The organism is Aquabacter albus (assembly GCF_040049275.1).
Lineage (GTDB): Bacteria > Pseudomonadota > Alphaproteobacteria > Rhizobiales > Xanthobacteraceae > Aquabacter.
In genome coordinates this window covers 188,339-202,110 of record NZ_JBDZDT010000004.1, presented here as the reverse complement: position 1 = coordinate 202,110, position 13,772 = coordinate 188,339, and the positions used below count along the sequence as shown (strand labels likewise).

The window sequence follows — 13,772 nt, the reverse complement described above, 5'->3', positions numbered from 1 at the left end:
AGAAGGGGAGAAACGCATGCTGTCCCGCCGCACCTTCAACACGCTGCTCGGCGCCGCCGGCGCGGGCCTTTTGTGCCCCACCATCTCCTTTGCCCAGAACAAGGCGGTGGTGCGCCTTGGCAATGCCTCCGGCATCATCGACCCGCAGCTGGTGTTCATGACCGTGGGCCAGAACCCCAAGGTGAATTACTACGCCAAGGAAGGGGTGGAGATGGACATCATGAACATGTCCGGCGCCGGCCAGACCCTGCAGGCGGTGGCCAGCGGCAATTGCGAGACCTCCGCGGTCTCGCCCGTGGCCTTCCTCAACGCCTATGCCAAGAACCCGCGCCTCGACGTGATCTTCACCTATTGCTGGCTGCGCGAGCCCCACTGGTCGGTGGCGGTGAAGCCGGACAGCCCGATCAAGAGCCTGGCCGAGCTGAAGGGCAAGAAGGTGGGCATCCGCAACCAGGGCGACACCGGCTATTTCGGCGCCCGCGCCATGTTCCAGGAACTGAAGATCGACCCGGACAGCGACATCGAATGGGTGTCCGTGGGCGAAGGCGGGCCGGCGGGGGATGCGGTCTATCGCGGGCGTGTGGATGCCATGGCCTTCTGGGACGGCTCGTTCGCCCGCATCGCGCTCGCCGGCTTCCCGCTGCGCCAATTGCCCAATACCGAGGGCATGAAGAAGCTGTTCGGCAATTCCTACGGCGTGCAGAAATCCACGCTGCAGAAGAACCGCGACACGACCGTGCGCTTCTTCCGCGCCATGGCGAAATCCACCGTGTTCGCCTACGCGAACCTCGACAATGCCATCCTGCTCCATTGGGAAGTCTATCCCGAGAGCAAGCCCAAGGGCCGCACCGACGAGCAGGCCATGGAGGAGGCGCGCGCCATCGTGCGCTCGCGCGCCGACAAATGGATGCCCCAGCCCTGGCAGGCGGACCAGCGCTTCGGCGCGGAATCCCTGGAGCAATGGAAGGCGCAGGTCGCCTTCGCTGGCCTTGAGGACCAGGTGAAGGACGTCTCCGGCGTCTCCACCAACGATCTGCTGGATGAGATCAACGCCTTCGACAAGGCCGCGGTGATCGCCGAGGCGAAGGCGCTGAAGCTGTGACCTTCGGTGGCGGCGGCTCCGTCCATCCCCTCCCCCCTTGCGGGGGAGGGCTAGGGAGGGGGGTGACACCCTCTCCGCTCGGCCGCCGCGCGGTGGTCCAGGCGGCACCCTTATCACCCCCCTCCCCGACCCTCCCCCGCAAGGGGGGAGGGGGAGATAGCGGCAGAGGTGCCTCGCGGCACGACGGCGCAGGCTAAGCTGCCGCCGGACGCCGGTTATTTGCCGCGCGCAAGATGACGGACCGATTATGACCCGCACTCCTCTCTTCCTCTCCGAAACCGATGTCCGCGACCTCGTCACCGTCGAGGACGCCATCGACGCGCTCGACGGCTGCTTCGGCGCTCCGGCGGCCGAGATCAACATCGTGCCGCGCCAGCGCGCCCCGCTGCCGGGCGGCATGTTCCAGATCATGGCGGCGACCTATGCGCCCAAAGGCGTGTTCGGGCTGAAGGCCTATTGCGGCTCGCCGCAGGGCACCTTCTACAACGTCCTGCTCTATTCCTACGAGGACAGGCGCCTCCTCGCGCTCATCGAAGCGAACCTGCTCAGCCAGCTGCGCACGGGCGCCGCGAGTGGCCTCGCCACCCGCCTCATGGCGCGGGAGGATGCCCATGTGCTGGGCGTCGTCGGCACCGGCAAGCAGGCCTTCTGGCAGGTCGCCGCCATCGCCGCCGTGCGCCCCTTAAGCGAGATCCGCGTCTTCGGCCGCGACCAGCACCGGCGCGATGCCTTCGCCCGGATTGTGGGGGAGCGCTTCGGCGTTTCCACCCTCTCCTGCGAAAGCGCGGAGAGCTGCATTCGGGGGGCGGATCTCATCGCCACCATCACCAAGGCGAAGGAGCCGGTATGCTTCTCCGAATGGGTGGCGGACGGCGCCCATGTGAACGTGGCCGGCGCCAATGCGGCGGACCGGCGGGAGGTGGACGGCGCCCTCGTCACCCGCGCCGCTTTGCTCGCCACCGACGACATCCCCCAGGCCCACATGGAGGCAGCCGAGTTCCGCGACCTCGCGCAGGCCGGAAAGCTCGACTGGTCGCAGGTGCGCACCTTGTCGGACCTCATGCAGGCGCGCCCAAGCCGCGCGCCGCAGGACGTCACCCTGTTCAAATCCCTCGGCGTCGCCATCGAGGACGTGGCGCTCGCGGAGGTCGTCTATGCCCGCGCTTTGGCCAAAGGCCGGGGCGGCGCCATCGAAAGCGGCATGGCCGCGGAACTCTCGGGAGGAGCACCATGAGCAATAAGAGCGAAGTACGCGACGGCATGCGCATCGACTGGGACGTGCCGATTACCATGGATGACGGCGTGGTGCTGCGCGCCGACATCTTCCGCCCCTTGGGCGAGGCGAAGGTGCCCGCCATCCTCACCTACGGCCCCTATGGCAAGGGCCTCGCCTTCCAGGATGGATACAAGACGGCCTGGGAGATCATGGCGCGGGACTATCCCGACGCGCTGGAAGGCTCGTCCAATAAGTACCAGTCCTGGGAAGTGCCGGACCCGGAGAAATGGGTGCCCGATGGATACGCCTGCGTGCGCATCGACAGCCGCGGCGCGGGGCGCTCGGAAGGCTTCCTCTCGGTGCACAGCCCGCGCGAGACCAAGGACCTCTACGACTGCATCGAATGGCTGGCGGAGCAGCCCTGGTGCACCGGCAAGGTGGGGATGAACGGCATCTCCTATTTCGCCGCCAACCAATGGCGCATCGCCGCCAAGCAGCCGCCGCACCTCGCCGCCATCTGCGTGTGGGAAGGCTTCGCCGACAATTACCGCGACGCCACCCACCATGGCGGCATCCTCTCCGTGTTCCGCAGGAACTGGCAGGACATGCAGGTGAAGACCGTGCAGCACGGCCTGGGCGAGCGCGGGCCGAAGAGCCGGGTGACGGGCGAACTGGTCTGCGGGCCGGAGACCATCCCCGAGGAAGTGCTGGCGAAGACCCGCGCCGACATGCCCGGCGACCTGCTGCGCAACCATCTGGATGGTGAGTATTATCACGCCCTCGGCGGCGACCTCACCAAGATCAATATTCCTCTGCTCTCCGCCGGCAATTGGGGCGGCCAGGGGCTGCATCTGCGCGGCAATGTGGAGGGCTTCCTCCAGGCCGCCTCCGAGCACAAATGGCTGGAAATCCACGGCGGCGCCCACTGGGCCGAGTTCTACACGGACTATGGCGTGGACATCCAGAAGCGCTTCCTCGGCCACTTCCTGAAAGGCGAGGAGACCGGCTGGGAGAAGCAGCCGAAGGTGCAGATCCAGATCCGCCGGCCGGGCCAGATCAAGTTCCCAGTGCGCTATGAGCATGAATGGCCGCTGGCCCGCACCCAGTGGACCAAATTCTACCTCGACGCCGCGTCCAAATCCCTCGACACGAAGAAGCCCCGGGCGCTCGCCGCGCTCGACTATGAGGCCATGGGCGAGGGCGTCACGTTCCTGACCCCACCGCTCGAACAGGACATGGAGATCACCGGCCCCTCGGCCGCCAAGCTGTTCCTCTCCTCCAAGACCCGGGACGCCGACGTTTTCCTGGTGCTGCGCGTGTTCGACCCCGAGGGTGAGGAAGTGGTGTTCTACGGCGCGCTCGATCCGCACACGCCGGTGGGCCAGGGCTGGCTGCGCGCGTCGCACCGCAAGCTGGACGCGAACAAGAGCCACCCCTACCGGCCCTACCATCCCCATGACGAGGTCTGGCCGCTCACCCCCGGCGAGAAGGTTGAGCTGGACGTGGAGATCTGGCCCACCTGCATCGTGGTGCCAAAGGGCTACCGCATCGGCCTCACCGTGCGGGGCCGGGATTATGAATGGGACGGCGTCGCGGCGACCCTCTCCAACATGAAGAACCCCATGAAGGGCTGCGGCCCCTTCGTCCATGACGACCCGCAGGACCGCCCCATGGAGGTGTTCGGCGGCACCAACACGCTCCATTTCGCCCCGAGCGAGGAGCCCTATCTGCTGCTCCCGGTCATTCCGGGCTGAGGACAGCCGCCGCGCCATTCCCTCTCCCGCTTGCGGGGGGGGTCAAGGAGGGGGCACGGCGCAGCCAGACGCGTTAGCCAAGCACGGCACCCGGCCTTCCCCCTCCCCCGCAAGCGGGAGAGGGGGCGCAGCGCGCCTTCTGAGCGAAGGAACGACCCGAACCACGATCAGCACACCAACAAGAACATCAGAGGGAGGAACATCGCGTGCCCATCTCCAATGCCTTCAAGGCCCTCGCGCTGCTGGCGCTGGGCTTCGCCTGCGGCCCCGCCGTCGCGGCCGATTTCCCGACCCGCGCCATCACCGTCATCAACCCCTATGCGCCGGGCGGCCCCAGCGACCTCGCCATCCGCACCATCTCCGACCGCTTCTCCCAAGCGCTCGGCCAGCCCATCGTCGTGGAGAACGTGCCGGGCGCCGGCGGCATGATCGGAGCGGCCAAGGCGGCCCGCGCGGCGCCGGACGGCTATACGCTGCTCATCCACCAGAACGGGCTCGTGATCGCCCCCGTGCTCTATCCGAAGCAGGCCATCGACGTTGAGAAGGAGCTCACGGCGGTGGGGATGGTGAACACCTCCTATTCCTTCCTGGTGGGCAACACCAAGATCCCCGCGAAAACCCTGCCCGAGCTGATCGCGTGGATGAAGGGGCCCGGCAAGCCGGCGAAGTTCGCCCATCCCGGCATCGGCACGCTGGCCCATCTCCAGGCCATCCTGTTCGCCCGCGAGATCGGCGCCGAGGTGACCCTGATCGGCTATAAGGGCGGCGGCCAGGCCATGAGCGACATCGTGGGCGGGCATGCGGATCTCGTCTGGGCCGCGCCCACCACTTCAGCGGAATTGATCTTGACGGGGAAGATCCAGGGCTACGGCTTTGGCGCGCCCCAGCGCTATCCCCGCCTGCCGAACATCCCCACCATGGGCCAGGAGGGCTATCCGAGCCTCGACATCGCCTTCTGGCAGGCACTGCTCGCCCCCGCCGGCACACCCCAGCCCATCATCGACAAGCTCAACGCAGCTTTGCGGGAGACCCTGGCCGACGAGAAGGTGAAGGCCGCCTACGTGGAGCGCGGCGTGGAAGCCTTCCCGCCGGACCAGCTCTCGCCCCAGGCCGCAAATGCCTTCATCGCCAAGGAGGCGAAGAAATGGAGCGCCTTCGTCAAGGAGGCCAACATCCAGCCCGAGGCCAACTGACATCCGCTATCGCATTGGGAGGAGGACGCCCCATGGACGAGGACAATATCCGCATCGAGGGCACGTGCAGCCCCGATTTCGCCGGCGTGAAGGCCGCCTTCGAGCAGAATTTCCGCCGCCGGGGGGAATTGGGCGCCGCCGTGTGCGTCTACAAGGACGGGCACAAGGTGGTGGACCTGTGGGGCGGCTACAAGGATGCCGAGAAGACCGATCCCTGGCGCTCGGACACCATCGTCATCATGAACTCGGTGGCGAAAAGCATGAGCGCCATCTGCACCCACATGCTCATCGACCGGGGGCTCGTGGATTTCGATGCGCCGGTGGCCACCTACTGGCCGGAGTTCGCGCAAGCCGGCAAGGAGAAGGTGCTGGTGCGCCATGTGCTCTCGCACACGGACGGCGTGATCTTCTGCGACGCCGCCCCGCCCGGCTCGTGGTTCGACTGGAAGACCCATATCCATGCTTTGGAGGTGCAGGAGCCGGCCTGGGAGCCGGGCACGAACGGCGCCTACAATTCCATCAATATCGGCTTCCTCCTGGGCGAGATCGTCCGCCGGGTGACGGGCAAGAGCGTCGGCACCTTCCTGCGTGAGGAACTCTCCGGCCCGCTGAAGGCGGACTATCAGATCGGCCTCAGGCCCAACGAGATCGCCCGCGTCTCGGACATGCACAAGAACCCGAAGAACGGCTTCTTCAAGATTTCCTCGGACCCCACCACCCCGCTCGGCCGCGCCTTCAGGTCCGCGCCGCAAATGGGCTATTTCCAGAACTGCCGGGAGATCCGCGAGATCGAGGTGCCCTCCTTCGGCGGCCACGGCAATGCGCGCGCCGTGGCGCGCATCTATGCCGCGCTCGCCGGCAATGGCGAGGTGGACGGCGTGCGCATCCTCTCGCCCGAGGCCGTGGAGCGGGCGTCGCAGCTCGTCTGGGAGGGCGACTGCATCATGACCCAGCGCCGGCTGCGCATGGGCTACGGCTTCATGCACAACGAGCCGGAGACGGCGCCCATGGGCGTCAACATGAAGGCGTTCGGCCATACGGGGACGGGCGGCGCGTTCGCATGGTGCGACCGCGAGCGGAACATGGCCTTCGCCTATTGCCCGAACTTCCAGCGCGAGGGACCGGGCATCGGCCCGCGCGGTGCGTCCGTGGCGGTGGCGGCCGGCGGCGGCAGGCCACCGAGCTGGCTGGACTGACCGGCGTCCCCAGAACCACCGTCATGGCCGGGCTTGTCCCGGCCATCCACGTGGCTCCGCTAGGCGCCACTTAAGGGAGAGGCGTGGATACCCGGGACAAGCCCGGGCATGACGGAGTCACGGGATGGAGACCCAGTACAAGTCTTCCCGATACCCCCAGCCCCGCCTTCCACGTCGCTTTCATGACGTGATCCATCGCAAGGACGTCCTCCCCCATCCGCATCAGGATGCGCGCCGGTCAGGACGGAGTGTCCGGCGATGTCCATGCATGTGGGAACCGGAGCGGATGGGGCGCATCTTCCGATGCCCGTCTTCGCCGGGACATCGTCCCGGAACGACCCCGGGCCGGCGGAGAAGCTGCGGGTCAGCCACGTCAGCTATCATTACGGCAAGGTGCGCGCGCTCGAAGACGTGAGCCTGCCCATCTACCGCAACAGGACCACCGCGCTCATCGGCCCTTCGGGCTGCGGAAAATCCACGCTGCTGCGCGTCCTGAACCGGATGTACGAGCTTTATCCGGATCAGCGGGTCGAAGGCGAAGTCCTCATGGATGGCGAGAACATCCTGGCGCGGTCGGTGGACCCCATCACGGTGCGCGCGCGTATCGGCATGGTCACCCAGAAGCCGACTCCCTTTCCCATGTCCATCTTCGATAATGTCGCCCTCGGCATGCGGCTCAATGAGGAGCTCAAGCCCGCCGACCTGAAGATCCGCGTGGAGGACACCCTGCGCCGGGCCACGCTGTGGGACGAGGTGAAGGACATCCTCTCCCAGAGCGGCCTCAGCCTCTCGGGCGGCCAGCAGCAGCGCCTGTGCATCGCCCGCACCATCGCGGTGAGGCCGGAGGTCATTCTCCTGGACGAACCCTGCTCCGCCCTCGATCCGCTCTCCACCGCCAGGATCGAGGAAACCATGGAAACGCTCAAGGCGGAGCAAACACTGGTGATCGTCACGCACAATCTTCAGCAGGCCGCGCGGGTCTCCGACTTCACCGGCTTCATGTATCTTGGTCGGCTGGTGGAGTTCGGCCCCCACCGAGACGCTGTTCAACCGCCCGCAGGACGAGCGGACATTGCGCTACATAACGGGCCGGTTCGGATAGGCGGAGTTCGCTTTGGTCACAACGAACCCCCTCCCTAGCCCTCCCCCGCAAGCGGGAGAGGGAATCGTGCAGCAGCAGCCGCTCACTCCGGCCGGAATTTGGTCTCCGGCTTCAGCCCTTCCTTCTGCTGGGCGAGGCTGATGCGGCCGTTCTCCAGATAGTCGCCGGCCACCGCGCGGGCGGCCGCTTGGTCCCAGTACGGCAGCCAGTCGCCCAGCGTGTAGCCGAACCAAGGCGCCTGCGGACGGAGCGCGGGCAGGCCCAGCTCCTCCCAGATCCCCTTTGCCCGCTCCATGAATTCCTTCTTCGGCAGGGCCAGAGGCGGCATGGGCGACTTCATGGTGGCGTCGATAAGGAGGGTGGAATCCTCCTCCCCATTACTCTCGCGCTTGGGGCCGTGGCCCTGGCCGCGATGGGCCAGCGTCTGCACGTCGTCTATGGGGTTCGCGCGGTAGGCCATGGCCCAGAGGAGGGCGTCGGCATTGTCCGCCTCGATGTCGTCATTCACCGCGATGCAGATCTTCCCGCAATCGCCCTTGAAGTAGGCCGCGCCATAGAGCGCGCGCCACACCTCGGTGCGCGGCGCGTCCCGCTCCATGGTGATGATGGTCACGCGCAGGAGGCCGGTCAGCGGCTCGTGCAGCGCCACCTTCTTCACCGTGCGGATGGAGAGGGTGTCGCGCAGATGGGTGAGGAACAGAGGCTCGTAGGCGACGCGCTTGATCACGCTGGATTCGGAGGGCGCCACCTGGCTGATGTAAGACGGGATCACCGCCGACTTGCGGTGCGTGATCGCCGTGATGCGCATCGGCATGTTGTATTCTTCGAGCGCCACGTGCCCGTGGGATTCGCCGAAGGGCGCCTCCGGCTCCACCCGCGTCGTGTCGATATAGCCCTCGATCACCACCTCGGCTTCCGCCGGCACGAGGAGGTCCACGGTGCGGGCGCGCACAACATTGATGGGCGCCCCGGCGAGGCCGCCCGCCACCGTGAATTCATCGACGCCGATGGGCAGCTTCTGCGGGCCCATGAAGGCCACGTAAGGCGGGCAGCCCAGCACGATGGCGCAAGGCATCTCCTTGTCGCCGCGCTTCTGGTGGGCCTGATAGTGCTGGTAGCCGCCGGCCCCGCCCACGCGGGTCGCCATGCGCACCACGAGCCGGTCCGGCGCCTTCAGCGCGGCCCGGTAGGTGCCCATGTTCTGGATCCCCGTGATGGGATCTTTGGTGATGACGTTGGTGGCGGAGAGCGTCGGCGTGGAATCGAAGCCGGGGGTGGAGACCGGGATGGGCAGGCGGTCGAGGCCGTTGCCCTCGCCCTTCACCGCATCACCCTCGTGGATCACCTCATGGCAGGGCGCGTCATTGACGAGGCGCGGCTCGATGGGGTTGGCGATGGCGTGGTCCCACTTCGCCTGGATCTCCTCCACCGGGCAGCCCATGCCGACGGAATAGACCGCGCGGTTCGCCGCCATGCCACCCACGAGCACGGGAATGTCGTAGGCGCGGCCCTTGCCGTCGACGATATTGGTGAAGAGGAACGCCTTGCGGTCCTTCTCGTCCATGCCGCCCACGAACTGCCATCGCACCAGCGGGTGCATCTCGCTGTCCTTGTCGATCTTCCGGTCGACGGTGACGAGCAGGTCCTGGGCACGCAGGGCGTCGAGATGGTCGTGCAGATCGTTATAGGGACGCGCGGACGCAGTCATGGAAACCTCTCCCATGGGAAGCAAAGCGATGAGAGAGCCGCCCGCCGGGGGCGGCTCCAGGGGCTGGCTCAGGTGGCGAGGCCGCCGAGCTTGGCGTCGAGGATGAACTTGGCCGGGGCAGGCGCGGTCTTGAACGCCTGACCGTCCTCGGCCATGTCGTCGAGCACGGTCTTGAAGCCGGCGAGATCGATCTTTCCGGTCTTGGAATAGAACTGCTGCTTCACGAAGTAATCGTCATAGACGGGCTCGAGGATCGCCGTGTCGCGCTTGGTGTAGACGCCGAGGATGCGGATGGCTTCCGCCCGGTTCGCGGGGTCCCAGAGCCAGGAATACGCCTTCTGGAGGGCGCGGGACGAACGCATGCCGTTCTCGTCCGCGCCGGCCCAGCTCTTCTTCACGATATAGAAGACCGTGGGATAGGCGCGCATGTCCTCGAACGAGGCGAGCGGGGTGAGGCCCTGCTTGATGGCGAACTCGGCGCTCGGCTGGAACAGCACGGCGGCGCCGATGCCGCCCTTCTCCAGCGCCGCGGCCTTTGCCGGCGAGGTGCCGGCGATGATGAAGCTGTAGTCGCCCTTCTTGAGGCCCTTCGCCTCCAGAAGGCGGGTGGTGAGCCAGCTCTCGCTGTTCCGGAGGCCCGACAGGCCGATCTGCCGGCCCTTGAGCTGCTCGATGCTGGTGACACCGCGCGAGCCCACCAGAACCCAGTCGGCCTTGTTGGCGGGAGCGCTCATGGCGGCGATCTCGCTCGCCCCCTGCTCCACCGCCGAGACGAAAGTCTCCGGCTGCGTGGTGGCGAGCTGGTACTCGCCCGAGATCGCCATCTGCACGGAGGAGGCCGAGCCCTGCATCACGAGCAGCTTCGCGTCGAAGCCCTCATCCTTGTACATGCCCTTCTCGGCGGCGATGAACTGGACCCAGTGCATGGCGTTGCCCAGCACCACGCTCACATTGAGCGGCTGGGCGGCGCGAACCAGGCCCGGCTTTGCCACGGCGGCGGCCGCGGCCGTGAGCGCCAAGAATGTCCGGCGTGTCAGCTTGGTCATTGATGTTTCCTCCCGATCGAAGCGTGGCACTTGTGGTCGTGGCACTTATTCAGCGAGGACGGCCTGGATCTTGGACCGGACCTCTTCCTGGACGGCCTTCTCCGCGTTGCGCGGCAGCTTGACGTCGTAGGCGATCTTGGCGGGGCGCCGCAGCACGACGATGCGGTCGCCGATCTGCAGGGCCTCGTTGATGGAATGGGTGATGAACACCGCCGTCTTGCCGTTCTCGCGCACGAGGCGGGCGAACTCCTCGCGCAGCCGGTTTCCGGTCATCTCGTCGAGCGCGGAGAAGGGCTCGTCGCAGAGCAGGATGCCGGCATTGGTGGCAAAGGCGCGGGCGATGGACACGCGCTGGCGCATGCCGCCCGAGAGCGCGTGAGGATAGTCGTGCTCATGCCCGGCGAGGCCGAGCTGGGTGAGCCACCGCTGGGCGGTGGCGTGCCGCTCCGCTTTTGGGATGTCCAGCATTTCGAGGCCGAGCTCGACATTCTGGATCGCCGTGCGCCAGGGCAGGAGGCGGTCGTTCTGGAACACGATGGCGATCTTGCCGCGGAACCAGCCGAACTCGGTGAAGGGATTGTGGCCCGACACCTCCACCTTGCCCTCGCTCGGCTCCAGGAGGCCGGCGATCATGTTGAACATGGTGGACTTGCCGCAGCCGGTCTTGCCGAGGATGGCGACGAGCTCGCCGGGGCGGATCTCCAGATTGAGGTCGTCCACCGCCTTGAAGACGTCGCTGCCACCCTGGCGGCCGAAGATCTTCGAGACATGCTCGAAGCGGATTTCGGCGTTCTTCTGCGCGGCGGGCGAAAGGGTTGCGTCCATGGCGTTCATAGCGAGCGCTCCGAAATGGCGCGGTAGCGGAAGGCGAAGGTTTCGATGAGGGTCAGCACGTGCTGGACGATGAGCACGAAGAAGACGAGCTGTAGCGTCCAGGCCAGCGCGCCGGCCATGTCGAAGATCTGCTGCTGCTGGAGCAGCTGGTAGCCGACGCCGCCGGTGGCGCCCACCAGCTCGGCCACCACGACGACACGCGAGGCGTTGCCGAGATTGACCTTCCAGGCGGTCAGGATCTCCGGGAGGATGGCGGGCATGATCATCACCCGGAACAGCTTCGCCCGCGAGGGACGGAAGCTCATCACCATCTCGGTCAGGTCCTTGGACATGGCCCGCAGCGCGCCCAGCACCTGGAAGGTGAAGGCCGGCAGCGTGGTGAGCACCATGATGAAGAAGATGCGGAATTCGACGCCGTGGAACCAGATGATGGCGAACACCACCCAGGACAAAGCGGGGATGCCCTGGAAGAAGGTGAGGATGGGCGAGAGGAAGCCGTCCACCGCCTTCGAGCGCGCCATCGCCAGCGCCATGGCGCAGCCGATGATGAAGGCGCCGGCGAGGCCCGCCAGGATGCGCAGCACGGTGGCGAGCACGTCGACGAGCTGCGACCAGTGGATCAGGATGTCCAGGCAGCGCCAGAACACGTCCACCAGCGAGGGGAACAGGTAGGGCGGGAAGAACAGCGACGCGATCTGCCAAAGCGCCGCCATCAGGACGAAGGGCGCCGCCGTCCGCGCGAAGCCGCCCACGAAGGCCGCTCCCGGAATGGACGGGGGCCCCCCCGCGATGGTTCGGTCGGTCACTGCTTTGCTCCCTCGTAAATGGTGGCGTTCGACGGATAGTCGGGCAGGAAGCCGATGCTGCGGCCCGCCTCGTACACCGCCTTGATCTCCCGCTTGCTGCTCGAGGCCCAGCGGACATTGAGGCCGAGGCGGTCATTGGCCTTCACGAGATCGGAGATGGCCTTCTGGTCATCCGGCGTGCCCTTGGGCGCGATCAGCTTCGCGGCCTCCTCGGGATGGGCGACGATCCAGTCGGCGGCTTCCTTGTAGGCGGCATAGAGCTTGGGGATGAGCGGCTTGTTCTTCTCGGCCCAGTCGGTGTGCGCGGCGACCCCGAGATAGGGGATGTCGTCGGTGCCGGTGAACTTCTGCCAGCTCTCCTTGATCTTGAGATCAAGCGACCGCATGGAGGGCTTCTTCGCCATCAGCGACGTATAGGCCGGCTCCCAGAGCTGGACGCCGCTCGCGCGGTCCGCCAGCGCATAGCCCACGAGGCCGGGCGTCGCGGTGTTCACCACCGCGATCTTGGAGGTGTCCACCCCCTGCTGGCGGGCGAACCAGTCGAACATCACCCAGTTGGTGGTGCCCTTGGCCGCCGCGAGATCCTTGCCCTCCAGGTCCTTCAGGGTCTTGATCTCGGGGCGGGAGGTGACCACCGCGCCCCAGAAGTCGAACAGGTTGAACAGGTAGGTCACCTTCACGCCGCGCAGGTCGGCAAGGCCCACCGTGAGGAGCGCGGCGCTGCCGCCCACCTGGTATTCGCCGGAATTGAACTGCGCCGTGTAGGCGTCGGGCGTGCGCTCATCGAAGGTGATGGCGAGGCCGTTCTTCTCGTCCAGCTTCTGCGCCTTGATGATGGGCGGCAGGAAGGCGCCGAGAGAAGGCGCGCCGAACACGACGATGGAGATCTTGTCGAGGGTCTGGGCGAACGATGACGTAACGGCAGTCGCCGCGAACAACGTGGCAAGGCCGAACGTGGAAAGCTTGTTCATCTTCTTCCTCCGGACTTTTGTTGTTGGCTCAGGCGAATTTCACGCGGGACAGGAACGCGATCAACGCATCGGCGAAGGCGTCCTTCGCTTCCACGGCACTGAGGTGGGCGGCATCGAGGGTGACGAGGTCGGCACCGGCGATGGCATCCACGATCTCCGCGCCGCGGGCCGGCGGGGTCGAGGGATCATGGGCGCCGACAATGACGCGGACCGGGCACGTGATGGTCCCGAGATCGGGAAGAAGATCGGTGGCGGCGAGCAGTTCGCAGCTCGCGGCGTATCCGGCCGGCGCGGTCGCGCCGATGACGCAGCCCACCTCCGCCACCCGCTCGGGCTGCGCATCGCGGAAGCTCTGCGTGAACCAGCGCTGCAAGGTCGGCTCGATGAACTGGCCGAGGCCGCCCTCCCGCGCGCTCGCGGCGCGGTCGAGCCACATCTGGGCCGGCGGGAAGCTCGCCGCCGTGTTGGCCAGCACGAGGCCGGCAATGCGCTCGCTTGCATGGGCGCCGAGCCACATGCCGGTGAGGCCACCCAGGGACAGGCCGCAGAGCACCGCCCGCTGGACGCCGAGGGCATCCATCACCGCCAGCGCGTCCTGCCCCAGCTGCGCCAGGGAATAGGGTCCGGCGGGGGTGTCCGAGCGGCCGTGGCCGCGCGTGTCGTAGCGCACGATGTGGGCGTGGGGCGCGAGGCGCTCGGCCACCTCGTCCCAGGTGGAGAGGTCCGCCGCCAGGGAATTGCTGAAGACGAGCGCGGGCTTGCCTTCGGTGCCCGAGACCTTCACCGCGAGCCGCACCCCGGGGGCGACCTCGATGTGCCGGATGTCGTTTGTGGCGGCGTCCAT

General features: G+C 66.9%; 11 protein-coding genes and 1 pseudogene. 6 read left to right on the top strand and 6 right to left on the bottom strand.

Features of this window, described 5'->3' with window-relative positions; all coding sequences use genetic code 11:
* Positions 1-16 precede the first annotated feature (16 nt).
* The 6 genes and pseudogenes from ABLE91_RS10665 (at position 17) to pstB (ending at position 7,563) form a co-directional block, all read left to right on the top strand.
* Positions 17-1,102 (top strand): ABC transporter substrate-binding protein, encoded by a 1,086-nt coding sequence (locus ABLE91_RS10665; RefSeq protein ID WP_348930793.1) that lies wholly within the window; start codon positions 17-19, stop codon positions 1,100-1,102.
* Between the two features lie 247 nt (positions 1,103-1,349).
* Positions 1,350-2,336 (top strand): ornithine cyclodeaminase family protein, encoded by a 987-nt coding sequence (locus ABLE91_RS10660; RefSeq protein WP_348930792.1) that lies wholly within the window; start codon positions 1,350-1,352, stop codon positions 2,334-2,336.
* Positions 2,333-4,072, top strand: a complete 1,740-nt coding sequence (locus tag ABLE91_RS10655; protein WP_348930791.1) for a CocE/NonD family hydrolase — start codon at positions 2,333-2,335, stop codon at positions 4,070-4,072. Before ABLE91_RS10660 ends, ABLE91_RS10655 begins: the two co-directional genes overlap by 4 nt.
* A gap of 206 nt (positions 4,073-4,278) precedes the next feature.
* On the top strand, positions 4,279-5,265 hold the full coding sequence (locus ABLE91_RS10650) for a Bug family tripartite tricarboxylate transporter substrate binding protein (protein WP_348930790.1): 987 nt from the start codon (positions 4,279-4,281) through the stop codon (positions 5,263-5,265).
* A 32-nt stretch (positions 5,266-5,297) separates the two neighbouring features.
* Positions 5,298-6,461 carry a serine hydrolase domain-containing protein gene (locus ABLE91_RS10645; protein WP_348930789.1) on the top strand — a complete coding sequence of 388 codons (1,164 nt, stop codon included), beginning with the start codon at positions 5,298-5,300 and terminating at the stop codon, positions 6,459-6,461.
* A gap of 303 nt (positions 6,462-6,764) precedes the next feature.
* A pseudogene (gene pstB / locus ABLE91_RS10640) lies at positions 6,765-7,563 on the top strand (phosphate ABC transporter ATP-binding protein PstB).
* 82 nt (positions 7,564-7,645) lie between these two features.
* Here the strand turns inward: pstB and ABLE91_RS10635 are convergent.
* The 6 genes from ABLE91_RS10635 to pcaD all read right to left on the bottom strand — a co-directional run bounded on the left by ABLE91_RS10635 (position 7,646) and on the right by pcaD (position 13,772).
* Positions 7,646-9,271: a UbiD family decarboxylase gene (locus ABLE91_RS10635; RefSeq protein WP_348930788.1), complete on the bottom strand. Its 1,626-nt coding sequence runs from the start codon at positions 9,269-9,271 to the stop codon at positions 7,646-7,648.
* A 68-nt stretch (positions 9,272-9,339) separates the two neighbouring features.
* Complete coding sequence (locus ABLE91_RS10630) at positions 9,340-10,317, bottom strand: ABC transporter substrate-binding protein (protein ID WP_348930787.1); 978 nt, start codon at positions 10,315-10,317, stop codon at positions 9,340-9,342.
* Positions 10,318-10,362: 45 nt separating this feature from the next.
* Positions 10,363-11,151: an ABC transporter ATP-binding protein gene (locus ABLE91_RS10625; RefSeq protein ID WP_348930786.1), complete on the bottom strand. Its 789-nt coding sequence runs from the start codon at positions 11,149-11,151 to the stop codon at positions 10,363-10,365.
* Positions 11,148-11,957, bottom strand: coding sequence for an ABC transporter permease (locus tag ABLE91_RS10620; protein WP_348930785.1), 810 nt, complete (start codon positions 11,955-11,957; stop codon positions 11,148-11,150). Before ABLE91_RS10620 ends, ABLE91_RS10625 begins: the two co-directional genes overlap by 4 nt.
* Positions 11,954-12,928: an ABC transporter substrate-binding protein gene (locus ABLE91_RS10615; protein ID WP_348930784.1), complete on the bottom strand. Its 975-nt coding sequence runs from the start codon at positions 12,926-12,928 to the stop codon at positions 11,954-11,956. Before ABLE91_RS10615 ends, ABLE91_RS10620 begins: the two co-directional genes overlap by 4 nt.
* A gap of 28 nt (positions 12,929-12,956) precedes the next feature.
* Positions 12,957-13,772, bottom strand: coding sequence for a 3-oxoadipate enol-lactonase (gene pcaD, locus ABLE91_RS10610; RefSeq protein ID WP_348930783.1), 816 nt, complete (start codon positions 13,770-13,772; stop codon positions 12,957-12,959).

Excerpts from the sequence above, each read along its gene's own strand:
- ABLE91_RS10665 (WP_348930793.1), top strand. The coding sequence starts at position 17 with ATGCTGTCCCGCCGCACCTTCAACACGCTGCTCGGCGCCGCCGGCGCG.
- ABLE91_RS10660 (WP_348930792.1), top strand. The coding sequence starts at position 1,350 with ATGACCCGCACTCCTCTCTTCCTCTCCGAAACCGATGTCCGCGACCTC.
- ABLE91_RS10655 (WP_348930791.1), top strand. The coding sequence starts at position 2,333 with ATGAGCAATAAGAGCGAAGTACGCGACGGCATGCGCATCGACTGGGAC.
- ABLE91_RS10645 (WP_348930789.1), top strand. The coding sequence starts at position 5,298 with ATGGACGAGGACAATATCCGCATCGAGGGCACGTGCAGCCCCGATTTC.
- ABLE91_RS10635 (WP_348930788.1), bottom strand. The coding sequence starts at position 9,271 with ATGACTGCGTCCGCGCGTCCCTATAACGATCTGCACGACCATCTCGAC.
- ABLE91_RS10630 (WP_348930787.1), bottom strand. The coding sequence starts at position 10,317 with ATGACCAAGCTGACACGCCGGACATTCTTGGCGCTCACGGCCGCGGCC.
- ABLE91_RS10625 (WP_348930786.1), bottom strand. The coding sequence starts at position 11,151 with ATGAACGCCATGGACGCAACCCTTTCGCCCGCCGCGCAGAAGAACGCC.
- ABLE91_RS10615 (WP_348930784.1), bottom strand. The coding sequence starts at position 12,928 with ATGAACAAGCTTTCCACGTTCGGCCTTGCCACGTTGTTCGCGGCGACT.
- pcaD (WP_348930783.1), bottom strand. The coding sequence starts at position 13,772 with ATGGACGCCGCCACAAACGACATCCGGCACATCGAGGTCGCCCCCGGG.